The organism is Bacillus sp. PSXD-155, from assembly GCF_049310765.1.
In the GTDB taxonomy this organism is placed as follows: Bacteria; Bacillota; Bacilli; order Bacillales; family Bacillaceae_G; genus Bacillus_A; species Bacillus_A cereus.
This window is the reverse complement of sequence record NZ_JBMOWC010000003.1, coordinates 134,131-158,766: the sequence shown is the minus strand read 5'-3', so window position 1 is coordinate 158,766 and position 24,636 is coordinate 134,131. Positions and strand designations below refer to the sequence as shown.

The following is a 24,636-nucleotide window of genomic DNA, read 5'->3' as shown; positions in this document are numbered from 1 at the left end:
TTTACGCTTTTCCTACTAAAATCGTTCCCAAACGAATATATGTAGCCCCTTCTTCAATTGCAATCGTGTAATCGTTGGACATTCCCATTGATAATTCTTTACATGGCGCATGTAATAACTCTAGCTCCTGCACCTTTGTTTGCAACATACGTAATTCCTTAAAACAGCGTCTGATTTCTTCCTCTTCTTCTGTAAATGGAGCCATCGTCATTAGTCCAACCACTTCAATTTTATCGAATTCTTGCAAACTTTGAATAAAAGAAACAACCTCTTCTATTGCTAATCCTTGCTTCGATTCTTCAGATGAGGTTTTCACTTGAATAAAGCATTTCACTTTCTTATCAGCACGTTTCTGAATTTCTTTCGCCAGGGAAAGACGATCTAACGAATGTAAATAATCAATTTCATTAATGATTTCTTTTACTTTTCTCGTTTGTAATGAGCCAATAAAGTGCCAATTAACTTTTGAACCGAAATGCTCATATTTCTGTAAGAAACCTTCATTTCTATTTTCACCTAAATCGATAATTCCAGTTTCAATTACTTCGTTTGTTTTTTCAATCCCTACAGTTTTTGTCACTGCAACAAGTTTAATATCTTGCAACGAACGTCCAGCTCGAACGCAAGATTCTTTAATAGCTTCGTTTACAATTACTAAATTTTCTTGTACTGTCACTTGCTTCCTTCCTCCTTAAAACCTATGAAACTCAACATTCTTCCTGTCTTACCTTGATCACGACGATGAGAGAAAAATAGTTGCTCTTCACAGCTTGTACAAAGAGATGACATTACAATATGCTCTTCTTTTATGCCTGCTTGTACACATAATATACGATTAATTTCTTTTAAATTAATTGCGTACTGCCCGTCAGAAATTTTTTGATGAGGAACAGCACCGTTAATTACTTTCTGTGCTGCTGTTAATACACGATCATCCACAACATAACAACAAGATCCAATCGACGGTCCAATTGCAACATGAATTTCATCACTTGAAATACCTTCCGCATTCCACTTTTGAATCATTTCCTTTGCAATCTCTTGTACAGTGCCTTTCCATCCAGCATGCGCAAGTCCTATCATACCATGTGATGGTGCATAAAAATAGAGCGGAACACAATCCGCGTAACAAGACGTTAACAGAACATCTTCATTACTCGTATAAATGCCATCTGTTTTTGAAATGCCGTCCTCATATGAATAAACGCCACTCCCTTTTTCCTGTTGCCCTACTTTTTCAACATGATGATCATGAACTTGTTCAGAGCAAATCCAGTTTTCTAATGGTTTTTGTAACTTATTTGCTAAAATGCGTCTGTTTTCATGAACGTTCTCCACGATATCATTCACATGTAATCCTAAATTCATCGCATGAAAGGAGCCCGTACTTATCCCACCATCTTTTGTCGTAAATCCAGCAGTAATGTTTCCAAGTTCTTTCCACGCTTGTAAATACAGTATACCGTCCACATATTTAAATGGTTCTCTCATAATAAAGCGGCTCCTTTTAATTAAAATAACAGAAAAAAGCATGGTACTTCCTGTCTATTTTACCATACTTTTATTTTTTCATAATCCTAACAGAAAAAAAAGAGGAATTTGTAATATTCTTTATGAAATTGTCGGTGTTTGTATTGATTCTGTTACAGTATTAACAGGATCTACTCTTACAAGTATGACATCCTCCCCAATTTTCACAATTTCCTTCCAAGGAATTACAATCTCAACATCTTTTCCAAAAATACCTAGCATACGTGTCTGTTTGGAAATAATAACAGAACAAACTTGCCCTGTGTTCATATCAATTTCAATATCTCCAATATTCCCAATCCTTTTTCCATCTGAAATATTTATAACATCCTTCATCTGTAACTCTGAAATTCGTATCACCATTTTTACCCTCTCCCTTATATGACGAATTGGAAGCTGTTTCTCATATTTACAGGAAGCCACCTATACGAAACACCATGCTAGTTTCATTATATGAACACTAATCCCCTACTATGAGCACAAACCATATTACATATAAAAAGGTCTCACCATAATTGGTGAGACCTTATCCTTGAATCGTTTTATTCATTTGTTTAATGGCTGACTTCTCTAAACGTGATACTTGAGCTTGGGAAATCCCAATTTCTTCTGCAACTTCCATCTGTGTCTTTCCTTGGAAGAAACGTTTTCTAATAATCATTTTCTCTCGATCATTTAAACGCTTCATTCCTTCTTTCAATGCTAGTTCTTCAACCCACTGCTCGTCCTTTTGTTTTTCATCACTTAACTGATCCATAACAAAGATAGGATCTCCTCCATCATTATAAATCGGTTCAAATAATGAAACTGGATCTTGAATTGCATCTAAAGCAAATACTATCTCTTCATGAGTTACTTCTAGCACTTTTGCAATATCCATTGCTGTTGGTTCTTTTGAATTTTCTGCAATTAACTTCTCTCTTACTTGCAAAGCTTTATACGCAATATCTCGCAATGAGCGCGATACGCGAATCGGATTATTATCACGCAAATATCTGCGTATTTCCCCAATAATCATCGGCACAGCATACGTTGAAAATTTTACATTTTGGCCTAAATCAAAATTATCAATTGATTTCATAAGTCCGATGCAACCAACTTGGAATAAATCGTCAACATATTCTCCTCTGTTATTAAATCTTTGGATGACGCTCAGTACAAGACGTAAGTTTCCATTCACTAATTTTTCTCTTGCGCTTATCTCTCCACTTTGCATTTCACGAAATAATTTACGCATCTCTTCATTTTTTAATACTGGAAGTTTAGCTGTATCAACACCGCAAATTTCTACTTTGTTTCTCGTCAAAGTGTTCCCTCCTATCGGGAGTTGCTGTACAGTGTAAAGTATTTCCTTTGAAGGGGATTTTATGCATATGGTTTTTTCACGATTTTTCATTTAAATTATCTTTCCTAATACAACTAAATAGAATAAGACCAGCCTACATAACGGCTGGTCTTATTCTTCACACCATTTTATTAAATTCTTTTCGTAATCTTTTTATAATTCTTTTTTCTAAACGCGAAATGTATGACTGTGAAATCCCAAGCATATCCGCCACATCTTTTTGCGTCTTTTCCTCTCCTCCAGCAAGCCCAAACCGAAGTTCCATAATTTGTTTTTCACGATCATTTAATTGGTGTAATGCTTTCATTAAAAGGTGACGATCTACAGTAGCTTCTAAATCTTTTGTAATAATATCATCATCTGTACCTAACACGTCAGACAACAATAGTTCATTCCCATCCCAATCAATGTTTAGCGGTTCATCAAAAGAAACTTCCGAACGATTTTTGTTATTCCGACGTAAATGCATTAAAATTTCATTTTCTATACAACGCGATGCATATGTTGCTAATTTTATTTTCTTTTCTGGATTAAATGTATTTACCGCTTTAATAAGGCCGATTGTTCCTATACTAATTAAATCTTCAATATTTATCCCTGTATTTTCAAACTTTCTTGCTATATATACAACGAGCCTTAAGTTGCGTTCAATAAGTAATGACCTTGCTGCCTGATCTCCTTTTGGCAATTTATTCAAAAGAACTTCCTCTTCTTCTTTCGTTAACGGTGGTGGCAACGCTTCACTTCCACCAATATAATAAATTTCATCGGTCTTAATTCCTAATTTCAGCAATACTTTATACCAAAGGTATACTAAATAAAATTTTAATTTCATCATATTATCCCGCCTCTCATTATTAAGCGATCACCATTTTTTGTGAAATCAACATTTTGGGATGCACAATACATTGATACTCCCCATTAGTAGACAGTTGTTGTGTATTTAATCCAATTAATACTTTGTTTACAACAATAGAACTACCTTCATGATCAACTTGCACACTGTCAGGCTTAATTGCCCACAAAAATTGACTTTCTACTCCTACTGCACGGAAAGGAATTAAACGTAATTTTGTCGCCCAACCAGAATCATTTTCTGGTATTTGAGGAATTTCTGTTTTGGAATAAATTTGTTCTGTTAACCAAGATGGTAAGCAATGTTCTAATGATGAAACATGCATAATCATAACGGGTGTTTTTGTTAATGGGTCGTAAAGTTGGTTCCCACTGTCAATAAGACCTGCCAGTTCTAGTTCTTCTTCTGCTAATTGAATTTTTACTTTCACAATTTGGTCATAGTGTATTTTCGTGACCTCTACGCTTTCAATACGCTTTTTAGAAAAATAATAAATTACCGGAAAACCAAAAATAACAAATAACCAACTAATTGGATCGCCGTAAGAAATTGACTGAGATTGAACCAATCCATTTACCATTTCATTCGTTTGCAAAAAGAAATGAGTTCCAATTAATCCTCCGCCAACCATAAAGGTTACAAAGTAAAAAGTAAAAACAGTTTGTGCATAATTTCTAAATGTTGTAAACCCAAATGCTGTATACACAATAAGTAACGAGTACAGTAGTTTCATAATTGGATGTGTCATCATAGAAGCAAAAGGAGTAAAGGCAAAAATAACAATAGTTGAACCTATAAATGCCCCTAACACAAGCCTCCATCTTTTGATCTTCTTTTTTAACACGGTAGCTGTTAATAAAAGCAAAAGAAAATCAATGCAGGCGTTTAACAACCAAACAACGTCGGCGTAAACAACCAAACAATTCACCTCTTTTTTCAAGTTGAGACTAGTATAATGCATATCCAATAGGAAAGTGTGTCAATTTGCGGAGGTGTTTTTTTGTTATTTTGTGATTTCTAGACATAATCTGTCGGTAAAAAATAAAAGTACAAATTCATAGAATGATATACTCTTATTTTCACCAACAAAATATATTGAAATATACGAAATAAAAAAAGACCTGCTTAGCAGGTCTTTTCCATTTAAAAAACAAAAAAGGAGCATGAAAGCTCCTTTTTTTATCGTCTACGACGGTTACGTAAAAATGCTGGAATATCGATATCATCTGAATCTGAATGACGCTCATGTACAACTGGCTCTTCACGCTTCATTTCACGTTTTACTTCACGTTGTTTTGAAGGTTGAGCTACTGGTTGTTGCTGTTGTTGCGTGTGGTTCGCATTCGGACGAATAATTGGTTTTGGTGGTTGAGTTGCAATGCTATCATCAAAACCAGTTGCAATTACAGTTACAACGATATCATCTTTTAATCCTTCGTTAATAACAGAACCGAAGATCATATTTACTTCTGGATCTGAAGCTGAAGCTACGATATCTGCCGCTTCTTGTACTTCATATAAGCTTAAGTTAGCGCCACCCGTAATGTTCATGATAACACCTTGAGCTCCATCAATAGATGTTTCTAGTAATGGACTAGAAATCGCTTTTTTCGCAGCTTCTGCAGCACGATTTTCCCCGTTACCAGAACCAATACCCATTAAAGCAGAACCTCTATTAGACATAATTGTCTTTACGTCTGCAAAGTCTAAGTTAATTAAACCTGGCGTTGCAATTAAATCCGAAATACCTTGAACACCTTGACGTAATACGTTATCAGCTTCACGGAATGCTTCTAACATTGGCGTATTTTTATCAACAATCTCTAATAAGCGATCGTTTGGAATTACAATAAGAGTATCTACATTTTCTTTAAATGCTGCAATACCAGATGCTGCTTGCGTCGCACGCTTACGTCCTTCAAAAGTAAATGGACGTGTTACAACACCAACTGTTAAAGCACCTAATTCTTTTGCAACTTGAGCAACAACTGGAGCTGCACCAGTTCCAGTTCCACCGCCCATACCGGCAGTTACGAAGACCATATCCGCACCACGAAGTGCTTCTTGGATCTGTTCTTTACTTTCTTCTGCAGCTTTTTTCCCTACTTCAGGGTTTGCGCCTGCACCAAGTCCACGCGTTAATTTTCCACCAATCTGCATTTTCGTTTCAGCTTTTGATAGATTTAATGCTTGTGCATCAGTGTTCACAGCGATAAAGTCTACACCTTGTACACCGTGTTCAATCATACGGTTTACAGCATTGTTTCCGCCACCGCCGACACCGATAACTTTTATATTCGCTAATTGATCTTGAGTAGTATCAAACTCTAACATGTCGAAATCCCCCTAGAACCTCATTTTTCGTGTCCAATTTTAATCCCATAAATAACGGAATACACGTTTTACTTTTGACATCATGCGGTCATCATTTTGATTATTATTGTTTTGATTACGAGTTTTTTGTTTTGCAGGTTGCTGTTGTACCGGCGTTGGTGCTGGTGCTGGTACTGGTTCAAAATGCTCTTGCTTTTCCTGCACATTTTTCCCACGTAATTTAGCTTTTTGATAAGAATGTTTAATTAATCCAACTCCACTTGTATATTGGGGCTCACGCACACCAATATAATCAGGAGTTGCTACACGAACATTTTCATGTAAAATATCATATGCAAGGTCAAGAACACCTGGCATAGAAGCAATTCCACCAGTTAGTACATAACCAGAAGCCACTTGCTTTACTCCTAACTTACGCACTTCATCTTGAACAAACATTAAAATTTCCTCTACACGAGCCTCTATTATATCCGATAATTCCAACTGAGAATATTGTTCTGTTTGATCACTTCCCATAATAGGAACCGTAAACATCTCTTCTTCAGATGCTGTATCATAAAAAGCATGTCCATATTTCAACTTAATTTGATCTGCATTTTCTGTTGAAGTTTTCAACCCAATCGCAATATCCTTCGTTATATGGTCTCCACCTAATGGTAATACGCTCGTCGCTTGTAACTCTCCATCTTTAAAAATAGATAAAGTTGTAGATCCTCCCCCCATATCAACAAGGGCTACTCCTCTATTTTTTTCATCTGAAGATATAGCAACTGTTGCAGCCGCTAAAGGTTGAAGACAAATATCAACAATTTCAAGACCTGCTTTTTCTACACAACGAAGTAGGTTATGTAGTAAAGTTCTCGAGCCTGTAATAAGTGTACCTTCCATTTCTAATCTTACACCGATCATCCCGCGTGGATCGTTAATCTCGTCAAGACCGTCTACGATGAACTGTCGAGGTACCACATCAATAAACTCACGTTCTGGAGCAATTGACACAACTTGTGCTGCATCTAGAACGCGTAAGACATCTTCATTCCCGATTTCACGATCTTCATTTGAAACAGCGACTACTCCGTGACAAGGAAGTAGCTGTACCTGGTTTGCATTGACACCTACTACAACTTGCTCAATGTGGATTCCCACCATGCGCTCAGCTTGTTCAATTGCTTTTTTAATTGATCGAACAGTCTCGTCTATATCAACTATCGATCCCTTCTTTAAACCATTTGATTTTACATTTCCAACACCAATAATGTTTAAGCTGTCATTAACCATTTCACCAATGATGACTTTAACATTGGATGTACCGATGTCAAGACTAACATATATTTCATTGCTGTTCATTCTTTGGCACCTCCTTCTTTATTTATACCATACAACTCAATATATGGAACAACAATCGCAACTTTACTATTTATAAGAAAAATATTCAACGTCTTTATACGTTTCCCTTTTTTAACCCTATATTTTTCTTATTTTTATTTAGCATTCAATTAAGAATATCGCAGTAAACTATGAATAACTGCTTATCTTGAAATAATTCTATTTCGAGTGTAAAGTTTACCGCCAAGTATAAGTCTACACTAAGATGTACTCATAGAAAAGTGAAACTTGTACCAATACTAGTATGAATCTAAGAATTTTTACATATTTTTCATCAAATGAACCATTCTTCTAAATTCGTATACATATAATAGAACATTCGTTTTGTTTTTTCTGCTATAATCAACGAAAACTACCATTCTATTCTTTTTTTTCTTCCGCACCTAATTCTTTCGTATATGCACCTACTTCTAAGTCAATTAATACCTTCTTACCTGGCTCAATTGTTTTTAAAATAAGCGGATAGGCTTCCATACGTTTTGCAAAATTTTGAATCGTAGTGCTCACTTCATAACCTTCATTCATATATAAAGTAAGATGATCTTCATTCGCATTCGTTGGTGAATAGCGAATCTCCGAAATAGATTTTAAAATAGCTGGTGTTAATTTTTCTAGTTCAGCGATTAACTCCTTCATTTTCTCTTCTTTAAAAGGTTCGAAAATCGGTGCTGCAACAGGAAGTTTTCCATTAGGTAGTACATCAAGCGTTTTTCCATTTTCTAATAACGGTTGTAATTTTCCCTCTTTATTTATATAACCAATCGTTAAATATTCTTCGATATGAATATCAATCTTGTTTGGAAAACGTTTTTTTACATTTACTGCTTTAATTTCTTTTCGCTTCGTTAAGTTTTCTTCAGCTTTATGTGCTGTCACTCGGAAATAACTTGTATCATATGTCACGCCTGAATCCTTCATTACTTGCTCATCCGTCATATAGTGATTTCCAAACACACTAATCTTTTTTATATTACTAAGCGGAGACCGAAAATAAATTAAAAAGAGCACTAATAAAAATAAAATTGATATGTATAAAATCAATCGATGATTAACATTTTTTTTGTTTTTTTTCTTTTGATTTTTCAATTTTGGTACACGATCTTGTAGTTTAATCACTTTACTATTATTCATGTACGATCCCCCTATGTAACATAAAGAACGGCATGTTCCTCATGCCGTTCTTATCTTCTTATTATAACATAAATGATAATGAGCGGAACGAATAACCGTTATCTTCCAATGATTTCTACTTCTGTATGCATATCTACATCAAATTTATCCTTAATTGTATGTTTTATTAATTCAATTAAGGACAATACATCTTGCGCTGAAGCTCCCCCGGTATTAACAATAAAATTGCCATGCATTTCAGAAATTTGAGCTCCACCAATCCTATAACCACGAAGCCCTGCTTTTTCTACTAAATCTCCTGCAAAATGTGGGATTGGATTCCGAAATACACTTCCTGCACACGGGTGATTCCATGGTTGCGTTTCACGGCGGTAATCTTTATTATTTTGCATGCTACGTACAATTTCTTCACGTTTTCCCGCCTGTAATTGAAACTCCGCCTCTAAAACAATACCAGGACGTTTCGTTTGCAATACAGATGCCCGATAAGAAAACTCCAGTTCTTTATTCATTAACCAGTCAATTGTACCGTCTTCAAACAGAATGAGAGCCTTCGATAATACACTCGATATATCCGATTTATGTGCACCTGCATTCATATATACTGCACCACCGACACTTCCTGGAATACCGCTTGCAAACTCCAATCCAGCTAACCCTTGACGACTAAGTAAAGTTGACAATTTAATAAGAGGATATCCACTACCAACTCTTACCTTATGTTTTTCGACCTCTAAGTGATCTAATCCTTCTCCTAAACGAATAACAACACCTTCTATGCCTTGATCAGATACAAGAAGGTTTGAACCGCGCCCAATTACAGTCCACTTCGTTTTGTATTGCTTTACTAACTGTAATGTTTTTTCAATACCGGCTACATGCTTTGGCACAATTAAAATATCCGCTGGTCCACCTATTTTCATAGTTGTATAACGTGCTAACAACTCGTTAACTAAAACACGACCAACGTCTGCTTCTATAAGCTCATTTACTAATTGTTCCATAGACAATCTCCCCCATATTAAGTCTCCTTATGACAATAATATGCAGGGCGTTCACCTAACGTTATCCCTCTATTTACGGGCAGTACAGCTCCTAAATCAAAATTCGGCGGTAACAAAGAAGTTAGGCGAGAATCGGGATGCCAGTAAACATCCGATTAGTGAAAGGTAATAATCAACGAGAAAGAATCACTCCCCACCGATTAAAGCCTCACTTTATTTTTTTACAAGCTTATTCATTACTTCATACAGCTTATTTGCTGCATCTGGAATACCTAGTTGCTTAGCAGCTAGCTTCATATTTTGTAATGTTTGTGCATCCAATAAAATCTCATCAATATCACGAATAAGCGTTTCAGCTGTTAAATCTTTTTCAAGTAACATTTTTGCCGCTCCTTTATCAACAACTGAACGTGCATTCTTTTCCTGATGATTATTTGTTACGTACGGACTCGGTATTAACACACTTGGTTTTCCTAACGCTGTTAATTCTGCAAGTGTTGTTGCCCCAGCCCTTGAAACAACAAGGTCTACACCAGTTAGTACCTCTGGCATATTATGAATGAACGGCTTAATAATAACATTGTTCGGGTTCCCTTTTTGCTTCACGGCTTCCATCACTTTGTCATAATGCACTTCACCTGTTACATATAGTATTTCGTAGCTTTTGTTCCCAAACTGTTCAATTGCTTCAACGAAGGCATCGTTAATCGGTCTAGCTCCACGACTTCCACCAAATATAAGTACAGACTTTTTAGGAAGAGAAAGCCCAACTGAACGTTTCCCTTTCATTCCATTTTGATCCATTACCTCTGATGCTCGCGGATTACCTGTCATTACCACTTTTGACTCTGGAAAATGCTCTGTAGCTGCTTCAAAACAAACAGCAACTTTATCAACATAACGACTTAAAAATTTGTTCGTTACACCTGGTACACTATTTTGTTCATGTACAATAGTTGGAATACCTAATTTGGCTGCAGCGTATACAACTGGTCCACATACATATCCACCCGTTCCAATTACGATATCCGGATTAAAACGACGAATATATCGTTTACTATCCTGTACACCTTTTAGAAAACGCATTACTGTTTTCACATTATCTAATGATATTTTTCGTTTAAATCCACTTATAACAATAGACTGAAATGGTATACCTGCTTTTGGAACGATTGTACTCTCTAGTCCATTTTCCGTACCAATATATAAAAATCTTGCTTCTGGATTTAACTTTTTTATTTCTCTAATTAAAGCAAGAGCTGGATAAATATGACCACCAGTACCCCCACCACTAACTAATACACGCACTACTAACTCCTCCGCTTCTCTTTTCTTATTTCCATTATATTTATTTCTATATACATATTGCATTTTTACACACATACGAAAAACCCTGTCTTATAAACAGGGTTTAGTAGCGAGAATGGCGACTTATATTTAATAATACACCTACTGCCATTAACATTAATGTCAAACTTGATCCACCATAACTTAAAAACGGCAAGGTAATACCCGTAACAGGCATCAGTCCTGTTACAACACCAACATTAATCATTACTTGAATCGCAATCATCGCCACAATACCTACTGCTAAAAACGTACCATATAAATCTGGCGCTCCTAATGCGATACGAATCCCGCGCCATAATAATAGACTAAATAATAATAACACAAATGAACCACCAATAAAACCTAATTCCTCGGATAAGATCGCAAATATAAAGTCAGTTTGTGGTTCAGGTAAATAAAGAAATTTTTGTCTACTTTGTCCAAGTCCAAGCCCAAATAATCCACCAGGTCCAATTGCGAGTAATGATTGGATAATTTGAAATCCACTTCCAAGCGGATCTGACCACGGATCTAAATATGATGTAATGCGTTTCATTCGATACGGTGCTGATGCAATTAATCCTACAAATCCCGCTACACCAATCAAACCAAACATTGCAAAGTGAAAGACCCTCGCTCCCGAAATAAATATCATAATGATACATGTCCCAACCATTACCGTTCCTGTCCCAAGGTCTGGCTGTAACATAATCATCCCAAAAGCAAGAAACACAAAACTAAGAGCCGGTAATAAACCACGTTTAAAAGATGTGATCAATTTTTGCCGTTCCGCTAAAAACTTTGCCAAGAAAATAATCATCGCAAACTTCATAAATTCTGATGGTTGAATCGAAAATGCTCCGATCCCAATCCAACTTCGTGCTCCTCCTCGAACAAGACCTACTCCAGGAATAAGAACGAGAATAAGAAGAATGAAGCAAACTAGCAAAATTACTTTTGAATACGTACGCCACACCCAATAATCAATTTTCATAATAAAAAACATAGCTACTACACCAAGACCCGCAAACAGTAATTGTCTTTTTGCAAAAAAGAATGAGTCCCCCATTTTATAAGAGGCCCAAACTGCACTCGCACTATAAACCATAATCATTCCGATTGTCAACAACGAAAGTGTTACGATGATGAGCATAAAATCAGGCGTTTTCTTCATTACCCACAAACACCACCTCTTTAGGCAGAACCTTTTGCCCTATGTAACAAAACATCAGTAGGTGTTAGCCTACTGATGTTTTGATTTACTTTATATAAGTTTATGCACAGCTTGTATAAAAATGTCTCCTCTTTCTTCAAATGTTTTAAATTGATCCCAGCTTGCACACGCTGGAGAAAGAAGAACAACATCACCTTCTTTAGAATGAGCATAAGCTTTCACCACTGCTTCATCTAAAGTATCGACACTTTCAATTATATCTAATCCCGCTTTTTCTGCCGCTCTTACTAGTTTGGGAGCTGTTTGTCCAAATGTTACAATCGCTTTTACATTTTTGAAATACGGAATTAAATCATCGAATTCATTTCCGCGGTCAAGCCCACCTGCTAGTAACACAATCGGTTGTGTAAACGCAGATAGTGCTTTCTCAGTCGCTAACATATTCGTTGCTTTTGAGTCATTATAAAACTTACGGTTGTTAATCGTTGTTACATATTCTAAACGATGTTTTACACCCGTAAAACGTTTTAACACGACCGTAATTGCTTCATTAGAAGTACCTAATAATTTCGCAATACTCATCGCAGCTAAAATATTTTCTAGATTATGTTGACCAGGTAAAACGATATCGCTTACTTCAACAACTTTTTCACCTTTGAAATAAAGAGCGTTATCTTTTATACACGCGCCATCTTCAATTTCTTTCGTTGTCGAAAACAAGATTTTTTGACCTTTAGTATCCGCAGATAAAGCCATCACATCTGCATCATCCGCATTTATTACACTATAATCGTTTTCTGTTTGGTTTTTAAAAACATTTGCTTTTGCTAAACCATATTCCTTCTTCGTCCCATGATAATCTAAGTGGGCTTCAAATAAGTTTAAGAACGCTGCAATTTTAGGTTGGAACGATTCTACTCCCATCAATTGGAACGATGAAAGTTCTGTAACTACAACTTCATTTTCTTTTGCATCCTGTGCTACTTCACAAGCTACAGTTCCTATATTCCCTGCAATAACAGGATGCTTTTGTCCTTCTTTTAACATTTCAAATGTCAGCATTGTTGTCGTCGTTTTACCATTAGATCCTGTAATTCCAACAAATGGCGCTTTTGAAATACGATATGCTAATTCAACTTCCGTAACAATTGGAATTTGCTTTTCTTTCGCAGCAACTAATATTGGATTAGAATACGGGATTCCTGGATTTTTAACGACAAGAGAAATATTTCTCTCTAATAATTCTAAAGGATGGCCACCGCATACAACGTCCATTCCTTTTGCTTGTAATTCTGCAGCAAGTACATTGTCTGCTAAAGGCTTTCCGTCATTTACAATGACATTCGCCCCTAACTTTTGTAACAATGTAGCTGCTGCATAACCACTTTTTGCAATGCCTAATACAAGAATATTCTTATTTTGAAATTCAGTTACAGTTTTCAATTACATCCACACCCCGATATAAATTCCTAACACAGCTAATAAAAATCCTGCAGACCAAAACGTCACAACAACACGCCACTCTGACCAACCACATAATTCATAATGATGGTGTAATGGACTCATTTTAAAGACACGTTTTCCTGTTGTTTTAAATGAAATGACCTGAATAATAACCGATAAAGTTTCCATGACGAATACTCCGCCAATAATTACAAGTAGCAATTCTTGTTTTAATAAAATCGCTACAGCTGCAATGGCTCCACCTAAAGCTAATGAACCTGTATCTCCCATAAACACTTTTGCTGGATTCGCATTGAATACTAAGAATCCAAGTACAGCTCCTACCACTGCCATACAGAATATCGCTACTCCAAATTGCTCTTGTGCCACAGCAATAATACTAAATGCTCCAAATGCAATAGCAGCTGTTCCTGATAATAAACCATCTAAACCGTCAGTTAAGTTAACTGCATTTGATCCACCAATAAGCATAAATAGTACAAGTACAAAATACGCCCAACCTAATTCAAACTTAACATCCGTTCCCGGAATCATGATGTATGTGTGGAACGCTTGCCCTTTTCCAATTAAAAAGAATGCAATAGCAATAACAAGCTGCCCTACTAATTTTTGTTTTGATGTTAAACCAAGATTTCTCTTCTTAACTACCTTTATGTAGTCATCTAAAAATCCGATTAATCCGTAACCAAACGTCACTAATAGTAATAACGAAACCTCTGCACCTAAATAATTAAACTTAATCGCCATAATAAGTGAAGTTACCATCATAGATACGTATATGACGATACCACCCATTGTCGGTGTCCCTGATTTTTTTTGATGTGACTTTGGTCCCTCATCACGAATACTCTGTCCGAACTTTAATTTTCTTAAAAATGGAATAAACAATGGCGAAAGGGCAACAGAAATTAAGAATGCTACCCCAGCCGTTACTAATAAACCTTGCTCAAGCACATGTAGTCCTCCTCTCACGTTGTTACTCTTCGTTGTTTAAACGCCCTGTAATTGCTTCTTTCGCAACTTCTCGATCATCAAAATGATGAACTTCTTTACCAATAATTTGATACGTTTCATGACCCTTACCAGCAATAATAATGATATCATCTGCTTTTACTTTAGTGATTGCATGGTGTATCGCTTCTTTTCTATCAATAATCACTTCATAATTATTTCCACTTGCACCATGTACCATATCATCTAAAATAGCCGCTGGATCTTCACTTCTTGGATTATCTGATGTGTAAATTGCATGAGTTGCATATTTTGTTGCAACACTTGCCATTATCGGTCTCTTCGTTCGGTCCCTATCGCCACCACAACCAACGATACAATACACATCACCTTTTGCAAATTGTTTTGCAGTTTTTAATACATTTTCTAAACTATCCGGCGTATGTGCGTAATCAACAATAACTGTATAATTTTGTCCTCCATCAACAACTTCAAAACGCCCTGGAACCCCAGCTAGTTCCTTTATAACAGCAATGATTGTTTCTAATTTCACACCCGAAACAAGTCCTGCTGCTGTTGCTGCAAGTACGTTATATACATTAAATTTACCTATTAATTTCATCGTAACATTTACACTTTCATACGGTGTGACAAGGGTAAATGTAGTTCCGCCACTCGTCATAACGATATTTTTTGCCATAATGTCACTTGTTGTATCAATACCATATGTTACAACAGTTGCTGCAGTACTTCTCATATACTCTTCTGTTACATTATCATCGCTATTCAGCACAGCGTACTTTTCACGATTATGATTATAACTATTGCCAAGCTGTGCAAATAGTAACCCTTTTGCATGTTTATATTCTTCCATCGTTTTATGATAGTCTAAATGATCTTGTGTTAAGTTCGTAAACACCGCTACATCGTAATCACATCCGTGTACACGACCAAGATCTAACGCATGTGACGAAACTTCCATTACCGTGCTGTCCACACCTTGTTCAACCATTTTTGAAAACGTCTGTTGAAGTGTTAGTGCATCTGGTGTTGTATTTTTCACCTCAAATGTTTCATCACCGATTTTCATATTAATCGTTCCAATTAGCCCTGTTTTATGACCATGTGCTCGCATAATCTCATCCATAATATGCGATGTTGTTGTCTTTCCATTTGTACCTGTAATTCCGATTAAATGTAACTTGTGTGTCGGTTGACCATAAAAATAATCAGCTAAAACCGCTAACGAACGAAAAGTATTTTTCACAAGTACAACTGGAACGTCAACATCAATTGGTCTTTCCGCAACAATAGCAGCCGCTCCTTGTGCCGCTGCTTGCTTAGCAAAATCATGGCTATCAACCGTATATCCTTTCATACATACAAATAAGCTTCCTTCTTTCACTTTACGTGAATCAGCTTCTATAGATGTGATTTCTGGATTTTCTTTTGGAACAACTGGAAAATCATGCAAACATGATAAAAGTGTATGCAACTTCATTTCACTAAACCCTCTCTACATTGTTTATTTATCTTTTTTTCAGTAAGCAACACATTACCTCCTATATAAGGAGGTAAGTGCTACTGGCCTATTTATGACTGAGACACTTATTGTCTCAAGTTAAGTAACTGTTCTATAAAGAACTCACTCCCACCAATTGTACCATAAAACGTACTATGTTACCTTTAATTCCCGAAGTAAATTCTAATTTTTGAGCCTTCTTTTACTTTAGCTCCCGCTTCTGGTGATTGCTTAATTACTTTCTCTCCATCTCCACTTATATCAAGCTGCAAATCGACGAGTTGTGTTTGTAAATCTTTCTTTTTCATTCCAATTAAATTCGGAACTTCCACAGTTGGTGTATCGCCCCATTTATATTCTTTTTCAACTTGTTCTTTTCTCGGTTTCACTCCCATAACAGGAAGCGCATCTCGAAGGATATTCCCGACAATTGGAGCTGCTACCACTCCACCAAACTGTGTAACCCCTTTTGGATTATCAACAGCAACATACACAACAATCTCTGGATCATCCGCTGGAGCAAATCCGATAAAAGATACAATATAATTATTCTCTAAATATTTACCATCTTTCACCTTTTGAGCAGTACCCGTTTTTCCACCTACACGATATCCATCAATATAAGCACCTTTACCAGAACCTTTCGCTACAACATTCTCTAATGCATAACGAACTTTTTCTGAAGTTTCCTTGGAAATAACTTTTCTTTTCTCAACAGGTGTCTTTTTACTAACAACTTGATTATTTTTCGGATCAATAAACTCCTTAGCTATATACGGCTGATACAATGTTCCACCATTTACAGCCGCCGCTACAGCTGCTACTTGTTGAATTGGTGTAACAGAAACCCCTTGGCCGAATGAAGTTGTCGCTTGCTCTACTGGACCAACTTTATCTAAATTAAATAAAATCCCACTGCCTTCACCTTGCAAGTCAATCCCAGTCTTCTGCCCAAAACCAAAATTACGAATGTATTTAAATAATCGGTCTTTACCAAGGCGATCACCAAGTTCAATAAATCCCGGGTTACATGAGTTTTGAACGACTTCTAAAAACGTTTGACTGCCATGACCTCCTGCTTTCCAGCATTTCAATCTAGCTCCACCGACTTCAGCTGCTCCATCATCATAAAACGTATCCTTCTCTAAGTCTACTAAATTTTCATTCAATGCTGCAGCTAGTGTAATGATCTTAAATGTTGAACCAGGCTCATACGTACTCCACACAGGTAGATTTCTGTTATACACTTCTGGAGAGACACTTTGAAAATCCGCTGGATCAAAACTCGGCCGACTAGACATCCCTAAAATTTCACCATTTTTAGGGTTCATTGCAATTGCAATCATACCGTCTGGATTATAAGTTGACTCCGCAATATTCATTTCTCTTTCCATAATCCTTGTAATACGCGCATCGATTGTTAATCCTAAATTTAAACCGGCTTCTGGTTTTTTGAAATCATCACCAACATTAGGCATCCTTTGCCCTTTCGCATCTGCAAAAAAACGCACATGACCTTTGTCTCCATTTAGCTCTTTATCATAATATTTTTCTAGTCCCATAAGACCTTGGTTATCGCTACCTGCAAAACCTAATACATGTGATAAAAAGTTTCCAAATGGATAGTACCGGATAGAATCCTCTGCGATATACACGCCCTTCAAACTTAATCCTCGTACTTCTTTCGCTTTGTCATGTGATATTTTCCTTCCGCCTTTATCTAACCTTACAATCGATTCTTTTTTTGTAATTCTTTTATAAATCTCATCTTTTTCCACACCTAATACTGCAGCTAACTTCTCTGCAGTCTCTGCTGGTTTTTCAATTTGCCTTGGTACAACAAAGACAGTTGGAGCACTTTTATTCGTGGCAAGTTCCACACCATTTCGGTCTAAAATTTTCCCACGTTCGGGTTCAAAAGTAATATTACGACTCCATGAATCTTTCGCACGATCCGTTAACATATTCCCAAGAAAAAATTGCACATATCCAAGACGAATATCGATAATAGTGAAAATAAGTATACCTGATATAAGTATAAAAATAAGTCGTTTTCTAACTGTTACATTTGATACACGCATATCGGAACAAGCCTCCCTTACGCCTAGCTTGTTCCAATATATGCTTGTACTTATTTAATTAGAACTTCTTCTCTTTTACCATTACGGCTTTTCTGCTTCTTGTTGTGGTTCGAGTGGCGGTACGAGTGTGACACCTAATTCTGTACCAGGTTGTAATAATGTTCCTTCCGCCACACTTTGTTCTGTTACGTATCCTGTACCAGAAGGTTTCAAGTTAAGCTGTAATGTCTTCGCTAAATTCATAACATCACGCAGTGCCCATCCTTGTATATTTGGCATTGTAGGCTTATCTCCTACCAAGAAGACTCGGTCGCCTTTTAATGTTTGTTCAGTCGCTTTTGGTACTTGTTGCTGTACTTTCCCTTCACCTAGTACGATTGGACGAAGTTTTGCTTTATCAATCGCTTTCCCCGCTTCAGCCATCGTTTTACCAGTTACATCTGGAACAGTAGTTTGTTGTTCTTTCAGATGTTTTTTCGGATCTTTCACTTCATTTGGCTTAATCTTTAAATACTCTAAACTATTTTTTGTTACATATTTAAAAATATCAGCTAAAGGTTGTGCGCCGTTCTCATCATCTTTTAATTTCGGCTGTTTAACAGCTACATACACAACAAGTTGTGGATCGTCCATTGGTGCCATACCTAAGAATGAGAATATATAATTCTGTCTTCCTGTCATATAGCCGCCTTTTCCATCCGGAATTTGCGCTGTACCTGTTTTACCACCAACTGAATATCCATCAATTTTATAAGCTGTCCCTGTACCTTTCGGAGATGTAACAACACGTTCTAATAACTGTCTTACTTGCGCTGCTGTTTCCTTTGTAACAGGTTTTCCTACTTCTTCTGGCTTATGTTCTAATTTTACTTTGTCTGTTATTGGATCTACAATTTTATCAATTGCATAAGGTTTCATCATTTTCCCATCATTTGCAATGGCCGTTGCAGCTTGTACAAGCTGAATTGGTGTTACAGTGGAACCTTGTCCAAAAGCTGTTGTCACTTGTTGTATTTGCTGATCAAATAAAATTGTATTCGATCCTTCACCTGATAAATCAATGTTCGTTTTTTCATCTAATCCAAAACTATGAATATATTTTCGGAAACGTTCTGGACCAAGTTTTTGATCTCCTAAAATTGCAAACGCTACGTTTGAAGAACGCTCTACCCCTTCATCAAACGTGATAGAGCCCCAACCAGCACCACCGTTATGATCTTTTATTTTCCTATTTCCGACTTGATATGTCCCGGACTGATAATAATCTTGCCCTTTGTACACACCTTCATTAATAGCTGCCGCTAACGTGAAAATTTTCATTGTTGATCCCGGTTCAAATGCATTGGCAATTGCGTCATTGAAGAAATATTTAATTTGACGATCATTAGGGTCATAACTAGGTTTAGTAGACATCGCTAATATTTTTCCGGTTTTCGGATCTGCAACAATCCCTATTAAACTTTCTGGCTCATATTGCTTACTTGCTGCTTTCATCGCGTCTTCTAAATAACTTTGGACACGTTGATCAATTGTTAAATAAGCGTTATCTCCATTTTTAGGTGCCTTTACATTAACTTTTCCACCATCAAGGGATACACCTTTACGATCACCTGTATACGCTACTTCTCCATTAGAAGCACTTAAGTATTTATCCAAGCTTTTTTCTATGCCAAATTGACCTACCGAGGTTCCATTCTCATTTGGTTTTGCATGACCTATAACGTAAGATGCAAAATCACCGTTTGGATACACCCTTGCATTTTCTGTAATAAAAGATATTCCCGGCAATTTCAACGCTTCTATTTGTTCCTTCTTTTCTTTCGTCAAATCCTTGCCTAACGTTCCAAATTCGACTTGACTTCTACCTTCCTTATTTAAAGAAGCTAAAATATCCTCTTCGCCTTTTCCAAGTACTCCTGCAATTTTCTTTGCAGTATCTTCTTTATTCTCAACAGAGTTAGCACCTTTTAGCGCAGCTACTATTTTATAAGAGTTTGCGTCTTGTGCTAACACATGACCGTTTTGATCATAAATGGTTCCTCGGTTCGCTTCAAGAACTCCTTTTTTACTATGCTTTTGTTTAGCAAGTGCATCTAAATCCTGATTATGAACTGTTCCTGTTGATTGTATGTAAAAAAATCGGGCTAATAACAGCAAAAAGAGCAGGAGGAAAAATATCATAAAATAACCTGCTCCCTTATTGGTATGAAATTTAGTCATATTCTTCTTCATCGTTCCTTCACACCTATTGCCTTATTTGAGGCCTTTCACATTATTCGCATTAATTTCTAGCCCATGTTTTTTTGCAACTTCAGCGATTCGTTCATAGCGACTTAACTTCTCTACTTCAGCTTGTAATTCTTGATTTTCTTTTTGCTGCTGTACAATTTTTTCTTCTATCGTCGCTGCTTCTACATTAACTTGATAAAGGCCTGCTTTATTTCCAATAAACGCGACACAGGCATACAATAAAAAGCCAATAAACGCTACATACAACAGTTTTTCGATTCTTGTAATTTTCGCTTTAACCTTCGGCTTAGCCATCTGCTGTGGGGGCGTTTGAATTTGCACCTCTTCTTGCGCTTGTTGTTTGTACTTTACAGCTAAATTAGTCATACCTCTCTCTCCCTTTTATCGTTTTTCAGCGATTCTCAACTTCGCAGAACGCGCACGATTATTTTCTTCTAGCTCTATATCAGAAGGTAAAATCGGTTTTCTTGTAATAAGCTTTAATTTCGGCTTAAATTCATCAGGAATAATCGGTAATCCTGGTGGCAATTGTGGCGTTGTACTATTTCGCTTAAACGTTGTTTTACAAATACGATCTTCCAATGAATGGAATGTTATAACACTAACCCTTCCACCTGGCTTAACCATCTCAATAGCAGATTCCAATGCTTCTTCAAATACTTTTAATTCATCATTTACAGCTATACGAATTGCCTGAAACACCCGCTTAGCAGGATGCCCACCAGTTCTACGAGCAGGAGCCGGAATACCTTCTTTAATTAGCTCTACTAATTCTCCTGTCGTTTCAATAGCTTTATTCTCACGATAAGCTTCAATTTTTCTTGCAATTTGTTTTGAAAATTTCTCTTCACCGTATTGGAAGAAAATCCTTACAAGTTGTTCATATGACCAGCTATTTACAACATCATATGCTGTTAATGGGGCATCTTGATCCATCCGCATATCTAACGGTGCATCATGATGATAACTAAAGCCTCGCTCTGGTGTATCTAATTGTGGGGATGAAACACCTAAATCAAATAAAATACCGTCTACTTCTGTTATACCTATTTCTTGCAGTTTTTCAGCTAAATAACGGAAGTTACTCTTTACTGTTATAAACTGTTCACCGTATGAAGAGAACTTTTCTTTCGCGTTTTGAATCGCTATCTCATCTTGATCAAACGCTATTAATTTTCCACCTTCAGTTAATTGAGATAATAAATAAGAACTATGTCCTCCTCCCCCCAGTGTACAATCTACATATGTACCATCTGGCTTTATATCTAAGCCGTCTACTGTTTCCTTTAAAAGCACTGTTACGTGTTTAAACATTGTTGCACCTACTCTTTTTCCAATTAATTATGTTGAATGTATCCCTTCCTCTAAGCACATATTTCACGCTTAGAGAATGAAATAATACGAAAGAACGACTCATTTAACTTACCAACAAAGGCAACATACTATACAAATCGCTATTTTCTTTTATTATATACTAAATTTTATCATCTTTTGCGGGAATTTAAATAAAAAACTGTCGAAAAAGCGAATAATACGTTTACATTTTGTGCTATTTTGTCATATATTTAAGTATCCAACACAATTACCATATCCAACACTTTTTTGATTGATAATTCAGAAAAAAATCACTTCACAGTAAATTCAACGGAATAAAAATAAAATCCTGCTCCAAAGAGCAAGATTTTATAGTTTTATAACATGATGTTTTCCGTCCCAAGAAAAAGGGTTTTCCATTACACGATCAACGAAATCCAAACCAAACTGATTTAAATAATAACATACATTCCACACACGTTCTTGCGGCGCACCTAATGGACGAAGTGCGAATTGTATACGGCGGAATTTATTTAGCTGAACCTCATACTTTTTCTCAACATTTCTTTTCAACATTCTTTCCAGCAGTTCAATTTGTTCATTAATTTTCAATTCGTTTTTCCCTGCAAACGCACCTAATCCTGGCTCTATTTTCTTTACAAATTGCTGTAAAGATATATGAATATCGGCAATTTCTTTTTTCGCCTTTTCAAAATGATCATCAATCGGTTCCTCTACTCGATTAGACAACCAGTTTTCACGCAGTTTATCGACATCATTTAAAAACGGATCACTTTCTCTCAATTGCAGATCGAATAAATCTGTCGCTATATCTCTCTCCACATAAGTAATTGTAAGACGAGGAACGACAGGTGGCATTTGAAAACCGACAGTATGGAATACTTGTTGTAATTCACTCCAATAAGCTAATTCCCCTGGACCTCCAATAAATGCGAGCGTAGGAAATACATACTCTTGCATAAGAGGACGCGTTACAACATTATTACTAAAACGTGCCGGATTTCTCTCCATTTCTTCAATCAACTCTTCATATGAAAAGGAATGCGCCCCATCCTTTCCAACAAACTTACCTTGATGCTCTTCAAGCAATACTCGTTCATTATCTATTTCCATGAATATATGCACTGCATGAGACTTCGTTTCAATAATCGGTTTGTATCCTAGTTCTTTAATTACTTCCTGCTGATTACGAAGCCCCTCTTGCACCTCTTTATACTTACTTATAATTCGCTTAAAAAATGGAATTTCTAACTTTCTTAATTCAGGATGATGTGAATCAACAAGGATTAAACCAGAATTAGCAAAGATTTTCGTAATAAGATGAGCAAAGAAATCTACATACGTATTCGATTTTTTCAAAGCATCATCAACAAATTTTAATACATCCTTTGTAAAATTTGTTTCTGGGTATGTTTTAAAAATCTCTTCAATCCAACTTCTACAATCTTCAACAGAAAGTTCAGACTCAGAAGCACTCGCCTTTTTCGGATTACGATCATAAAAAATAGTTTTTTTCATCTTTTTATTTTTCGCTACAAAAGTATGGTTAATCTCATCCATATCATGATCTTCACCCGCAATCCAGAAGACAGGGACAACTTTAACCCCTAAACTTTCTTCCTTTTCCTTTGCAAGCTGTAAAATTGAAATAACTTTATGAATTGTATAAAGCGGTCCAGTTAATAACCCCGCTTGTTGTCCAGCTATAACAACATATGTATTTTCATCTCCAAGCGCTTTTACATTTTGAAGTGTAGATTCTCCCGCTTGTAATTTTGTATTATATTCTAATAAATGCGCTACTAAATCTTGGCGGAAAAACTCCCTTTCACGCAAATCATGTAAACGTTGTTTAAAAGCATCTTCTGTTAACATATAATCAAAACATGACTGTATCTCTTTTTTACCGTTCATATAGTCCGCTACAACACCTTGTTGCGGAACAGAGATTTCTTTTATCTCCATATAATTCTTCCTTTCGTATCCAGTTCTCTCACCAATCCACATTGTAGTCAATGTTTCACTTAAAAGCAAAGAATAACACTTATACTCTTGTTTCTAACCCCTTTATTGCATCGAACAAAAATTGAAGTGTCGGAACTGGTCGTTGCTGTTTCTTAGCCTCTTCTAATACATACCCAACAATCGCATTAATTTCCGTCTGTCTATTCGCTCTTACATCCGCTAACATAGAGGATGTATTACGAGACGTTCCTTCACACACATTTCGTACCATTTGCCATACCATTTCTTTTTCTCCTCTAATAAGAAATGCGACCTCCTGAAACACTTGCTCCATCATTTGATAAAAAAAACGATTCGTGATTAATTCACCATTCTTTACTCCCAATAACGCTGTCAACGGATTGATACATACATTTACTACTAATTTTTTGCGCATAATCTCTTCCCAATCTGTTTCTATTTGAACTGGAAAATAAGCAACAGGAAAAGAATGAAATATTTTTTTAAAATGTATAGATTGGCCACAAACCACTCCAAATCTCGTTACACCTACTCCAGTATGATGAACGATGTGCCCTCCCTCTTTTTTCGCACCATGTTCTACAATACCAACAGCTATATTTTCACTCCCTATTTGCAGCATCTTTGGGAGATGCGACATTCCGTTTTGCAAAAAGATTAATGATGATGCACCTTCCACAAACGGTAGTATGTCATCTATATGATATTGCTTCACAGCAATAAATATATAATCTAAATTTTGCGCTACCATACTTTCTATCGGTAAAACAGGCGGATATACTGTTTCCCATCTTCCATCTCTAATACAAGTTACACCTGTTTCATTTAATTCTTCAGCCTGCTTAGCTGTTCTTGTAAACAACGTAACATCTTGGTTACTTTTTTGTAAATAAAATGTATACAATAGACCAATAGCACCTGGTCCGACAATTCCAATTTTCATTTTCACACAAGGGAT

21 protein-coding genes are annotated in these 24,636 nt (G+C 36.3%); all 21 read right to left on the bottom strand.

The genetic code is table 11. The annotated features are described in order from the left end of the window. Position 1: 1 nt before the first annotated feature. The 21 genes from ACO6VI_RS03670 to panE all read right to left on the bottom strand — a co-directional run bounded on the left by ACO6VI_RS03670 (position 2) and on the right by panE (position 24,621). On the bottom strand, positions 2-676 hold the full coding sequence (locus ACO6VI_RS03670) for a YggS family pyridoxal phosphate-dependent enzyme (RefSeq protein ID WP_000218011.1): 675 nt from the start codon (positions 674-676) through the stop codon (positions 2-4). After that, entirely contained in the window at positions 673-1,491 is an 819-nt protein-coding gene (gene pgeF, locus ACO6VI_RS03665; RefSeq protein ID WP_001209012.1) for a peptidoglycan editing factor PgeF, read from the bottom strand. The genes ACO6VI_RS03670 and pgeF overlap by 4 nt, the downstream gene beginning before the upstream one ends. Positions 1,492-1,611: 120 nt before the next feature. After that, the gene (locus tag ACO6VI_RS03660; RefSeq protein WP_000236749.1) at positions 1,612-1,893 is read right to left on the bottom strand and encodes a YlmC/YmxH family sporulation protein; all 282 of its coding nucleotides are present in this window, start codon (positions 1,891-1,893) and stop codon (positions 1,612-1,614) included. Positions 1,894-2,056: 163 nt separating this feature from the next. Next, positions 2,057-2,836, bottom strand: a complete 780-nt coding sequence (gene sigG / locus ACO6VI_RS03655; protein WP_000197755.1) for an RNA polymerase sporulation sigma factor SigG — start codon at positions 2,834-2,836, stop codon at positions 2,057-2,059. A 157-nt stretch (positions 2,837-2,993) separates the two neighbouring features. Continuing rightward, positions 2,994-3,713, bottom strand: a complete 720-nt coding sequence (sigE, locus tag ACO6VI_RS03650) for an RNA polymerase sporulation sigma factor SigE (protein ID WP_000976948.1) — start codon at positions 3,711-3,713, stop codon at positions 2,994-2,996. Positions 3,714-3,732: 19 nt separating this feature from the next. Continuing rightward, the gene (spoIIGA, locus tag ACO6VI_RS03645; protein ID WP_000261975.1) at positions 3,733-4,650 is read right to left on the bottom strand and encodes a sigma-E processing peptidase SpoIIGA; all 918 of its coding nucleotides are present in this window, start codon (positions 4,648-4,650) and stop codon (positions 3,733-3,735) included. Between the two features lie 260 nt (positions 4,651-4,910). Further along, the gene (gene ftsZ / locus ACO6VI_RS03640; protein WP_000888984.1) at positions 4,911-6,065 is read right to left on the bottom strand and encodes a cell division protein FtsZ; all 1,155 of its coding nucleotides are present in this window, start codon (positions 6,063-6,065) and stop codon (positions 4,911-4,913) included. Positions 6,066-6,104: 39 nt separating this feature from the next. Then, on the bottom strand, positions 6,105-7,412 hold the full coding sequence (gene ftsA / locus ACO6VI_RS03635) for a cell division protein FtsA (protein ID WP_001087557.1): 1,308 nt from the start codon (positions 7,410-7,412) through the stop codon (positions 6,105-6,107). Positions 7,413-7,811: 399 nt separating this feature from the next. Continuing rightward, positions 7,812-8,582, bottom strand: a complete 771-nt coding sequence (gene divIB / locus ACO6VI_RS03630; RefSeq protein WP_001065789.1) for a cell division protein DivIB — start codon at positions 8,580-8,582, stop codon at positions 7,812-7,814. A 98-nt stretch (positions 8,583-8,680) separates the two neighbouring features. Then, positions 8,681-9,586, bottom strand: a complete 906-nt coding sequence (gene murB, locus ACO6VI_RS03625) for a UDP-N-acetylmuramate dehydrogenase (RefSeq protein WP_023522862.1) — start codon at positions 9,584-9,586, stop codon at positions 8,681-8,683. Positions 9,587-9,799: 213 nt separating this feature from the next. Beyond that, positions 9,800-10,894: an undecaprenyldiphospho-muramoylpentapeptide beta-N-acetylglucosaminyltransferase gene (gene murG, locus ACO6VI_RS03620; protein WP_024927913.1), complete on the bottom strand. Its 1,095-nt coding sequence runs from the start codon at positions 10,892-10,894 to the stop codon at positions 9,800-9,802. A gap of 103 nt (positions 10,895-10,997) precedes the next feature. Continuing rightward, on the bottom strand, positions 10,998-12,089 hold the full coding sequence (gene spoVE / locus ACO6VI_RS03615; RefSeq protein WP_000753524.1) for a stage V sporulation protein E: 1,092 nt from the start codon (positions 12,087-12,089) through the stop codon (positions 10,998-11,000). Between the two features lie 90 nt (positions 12,090-12,179). Next, a complete protein-coding gene (gene murD, locus ACO6VI_RS03610; protein WP_000860103.1) occupies positions 12,180-13,532 on the bottom strand; it encodes a UDP-N-acetylmuramoyl-L-alanine--D-glutamate ligase in 1,353 nt (450 codons plus the stop codon). Next, positions 13,533-14,507 carry a phospho-N-acetylmuramoyl-pentapeptide-transferase gene (gene mraY, locus ACO6VI_RS03605; protein ID WP_000893060.1) on the bottom strand — a complete coding sequence of 325 codons (975 nt, stop codon included), beginning with the start codon at positions 14,505-14,507 and terminating at the stop codon, positions 13,533-13,535. A 22-nt stretch (positions 14,508-14,529) separates the two neighbouring features. After that, a complete protein-coding gene (gene murE, locus ACO6VI_RS03600; RefSeq protein ID WP_000766289.1) occupies positions 14,530-16,005 on the bottom strand; it encodes a UDP-N-acetylmuramoyl-L-alanyl-D-glutamate--2,6-diaminopimelate ligase in 1,476 nt (491 codons plus the stop codon). 185 nt (positions 16,006-16,190) lie between these two features. After that, positions 16,191-18,107 carry a stage V sporulation protein D gene (locus ACO6VI_RS03595; protein ID WP_001266235.1) on the bottom strand — a complete coding sequence of 639 codons (1,917 nt, stop codon included), beginning with the start codon at positions 18,105-18,107 and terminating at the stop codon, positions 16,191-16,193. 81 nt (positions 18,108-18,188) lie between these two features. Next, a complete protein-coding gene (locus ACO6VI_RS03590) occupies positions 18,189-20,288 on the bottom strand; it encodes a penicillin-binding protein (protein ID WP_002094122.1) in 2,100 nt (699 codons plus the stop codon). A 72-nt stretch (positions 20,289-20,360) separates the two neighbouring features. Beyond that, positions 20,361-20,723 (bottom strand): cell division protein FtsL, encoded by a 363-nt coding sequence (ftsL, locus tag ACO6VI_RS03585; protein ID WP_000182804.1) that lies wholly within the window; start codon positions 20,721-20,723, stop codon positions 20,361-20,363. Positions 20,724-20,738: 15 nt separating this feature from the next. Beyond that, positions 20,739-21,671, bottom strand: coding sequence for a 16S rRNA (cytosine(1402)-N(4))-methyltransferase RsmH (gene rsmH, locus ACO6VI_RS03580; protein WP_000472508.1), 933 nt, complete (start codon positions 21,669-21,671; stop codon positions 20,739-20,741). A 369-nt stretch (positions 21,672-22,040) separates the two neighbouring features. Next, a complete protein-coding gene (bshC, locus tag ACO6VI_RS03575) occupies positions 22,041-23,657 on the bottom strand; it encodes a bacillithiol biosynthesis cysteine-adding enzyme BshC (RefSeq protein ID WP_000403042.1) in 1,617 nt (538 codons plus the stop codon). 79 nt (positions 23,658-23,736) lie between these two features. Then, positions 23,737-24,621, bottom strand: coding sequence for a 2-dehydropantoate 2-reductase (gene panE, locus ACO6VI_RS03570; RefSeq protein WP_014482115.1), 885 nt, complete (start codon positions 24,619-24,621; stop codon positions 23,737-23,739). Positions 24,622-24,636: the final 15 nt, after the last annotated feature.